Below are 2,668 nucleotides of genomic sequence, written 5' to 3'. Positions count from 1 at the left end.
CCAGCCGGTCTTTCTGCAAAATGGGCAGGTAATCGGTATCCCAGCCGCCGTTGGTTAAAACAGTCGTGTGCCAAATGGGTGCGCCGTTGGCATCGATGATTTTGGAGTAATCCACCACACCCGAAACACCGTCCGGATGTTCAATGGTGTCTGCGGCGTATAGATCGTACACAGCACCTTCCAGCGTGGTGTCGCCGTTGCTGCCCGCAGCCAGATACCGCGCGGCATCCAGATCAACTTTTGTCAGCAGAATATTGCCGAGGACACGGTCGTTCTGCACCTTGTCGGCGTTGGCGTGCATGATGTAGGAATCTTCGTTGTTGGCAATGCCCATGGGGTCTGTGGCGTAGGTCTTATCTGCCTTGCGGCTGCCAAAGGTGATGGTGACCACACCCTCGCCGGTGTCGATAAGCGTGCCGCCGCTGTTGGCCGTAGTAATGTCGGCGTTATAATCGGCGTTGCCCAGCCAAATCGTCTGACCGTCCTGTGCTTTGGTAATTTCAAAGGCATACGCCCGCTTGCCCAGAACAGAGCCTGCCGTGCCGGGTTTGGTCACATCCGTCCAATCGCCGTAATACTCGCTGGGTGCGCGGCTCTCCACGATGACAAACTTGCCCTCGTTGCGCTGGGTGTAATAGATATTGTCAGAACCATTGGCATAATTGCTGTGGTTGATGACCTTGTAAGTGCCGTCTGCTTGGCGCTCGACTTTGTACCGGTTGTATCCGCCAAACGGGATATAGCACTGCCGAACGGTGTCCCACTCAAAAATCTTAAACTCGGCATCGCCCATGATGCGCTGCTTGGTTTCGCTGTCGATTTTGTCGATGCTGACTTTTACCGACCATTCATCGTTCTGCATTTTATAGTCATTGGAACTATTAGCCGGAACAGTAATAGTCTGGTGGCTGCCCAGCGCGCCGGGCGTTGAATCAAAGCCATGCGGGATGGTGACCTCGTCATAGCTGAATTTCAGGCTATCGAAGTATCCGTGTACCGCCGACAGCGCTGCTTCGATTTCACCATTGACCTGACTTTCACAGGCGCTCTGCGCAGCAGATTGTGCCGCAGATGCCTGTGCGTCTGCATCCTGCTCACTGTTTGCGGTTACGCTGCCGCTTTGGGATGCCGACTTGCTGACGCTGTAATGTACCGTCCATGTGGCGGAGGCATCGCCGCCATTGAGGTGGTAGCTATCGTCCTGCGTGTGACCGCCTGTGGTCACCGACTGATTGCCTGCCGGGGTAATCGTCCAGCTGCCGCCGTTGATGTTGGCGGGGATGCCATCCAGAATCGGGGCAATGTCGATGCCTGCACCGTCCACCTTCTCCAGCGTTTCCAACTGGATTTTGTCCGTGTTGATGCTATACGAAAAATCCAGCGTTTCGGTGCGCTCATAGCTGGCACTCCACGGTTTGTCCACAGGCTGCCCCTCCGGGGTAAGTTCTGGGATCTCGTTATCTCCGCCCAGCGTGACCGGGGTGTAATCCAAAATGACAAACCGCTGCCACGCGGCGTTGCTGGGGACATACAACGTGCCAATGTACACCGTTTCTGCATCGTCGTCTGCATAGACTGCTGTGCCGTTCACGATTTCACCGGCAAGGCTGTCCGGAAACTGCTCTGCCTGCCACACAAGGCGGTCAAGGTAGGCATTGTTGTCGGTGGCATCCTCGACCGCGCAAGCAGAAACCGCGGACGGTGCGCCGCTGTTGAAGCCCTGTGCCCACATGGTTGCCTGATCCGCCGTCCAGCCTTTACCAAAGAACGAGGCCAATACCCAAACACTGCCCGCCGAGGAATAATTGGCTACCGGCGGATACTTGTTGGCGTAAGTCGCACCGGGACCCCACGCCCATTTGCCGCTATCGGCACACAGAGCGGGCTGTCCGCCGAGATAGTTCATCCAGCCCACGCTGGTGTAAACACATTGCGTGACCTGCAAACCTGCGTAAGCTGCAACACCTGCGTCCGCTGAGCAGGATGCAGGTTGCGCCTCCTGTTCAAAACGCTCCTGCAAAATGCCGGGGAACGGCGCAGAATCGTCGAGCGTGACATGGAGCGCTTTCTTTAGGCTCGTTTCCGAGTCTGTATAGGTCAGCGTAACGCTGAAATCTTCAGTGGCCTTGACGTAAATACCTGTCACCAATGCCGTGACTTCGGAAAAATCATAATGGAGCTGCCGCTGGCGTTCTTCCTCGGTGGCGGCACACAGGTCGCCACTGGTGAAGCTGTATCCCAGCAGTTCTACATTGTCGGGCAATGTGATGTCCGCACTGCCGCCGTTGGCAGGATACAGCACCTGCATACTGATGGGGACGATGGCGTAGTCCTCACCGTCCATGCGGGGAAAAGAGGCTGTGGCGCTGTCGGTATTGAGCAATGCCTCATCCAGTGCGACTTGAATCGTGCTGTCGGCATCGTAGTCACGGTAATCCTCATCGCCCCAACCCTCGATGCTGATTTTTGTCTCACCGGTCAGCACCGGCAGACCGTTGGAGTCGAGGTAGTACCCGGTAGCCGTCTGCGGCAAGCTGGGATACATCCGAGATTGGATTTCTTCCACCGACAGCCCGCCGTCCGATGCCGCAGGCTGTTCTGCGGGTGCAGCGCTTTCCGGTGTGGCCGCTGAAGCTGTCTCCGGCGTGGCAGGGGCATCCTCTGCAAA

General features: G+C 56.8%; 1 pseudogene. It reads right to left on the bottom strand.

The window, feature by feature from the left end:
• Nucleotides 1–2,668: pseudogene (locus NE623_RS14370) on the bottom strand (hypothetical protein); the annotation flags it as partial.

The sequence above is a fragment of the Gemmiger formicilis genome, assembly GCF_024462815.1.
Classification (GTDB): Bacteria; Bacillota; Clostridia; order Oscillospirales; family Ruminococcaceae; genus Gemmiger.
The sequence above is the reverse complement of the archived record's forward strand: the minus strand, read 5'-3'. Positions and strand labels throughout refer to the sequence as shown.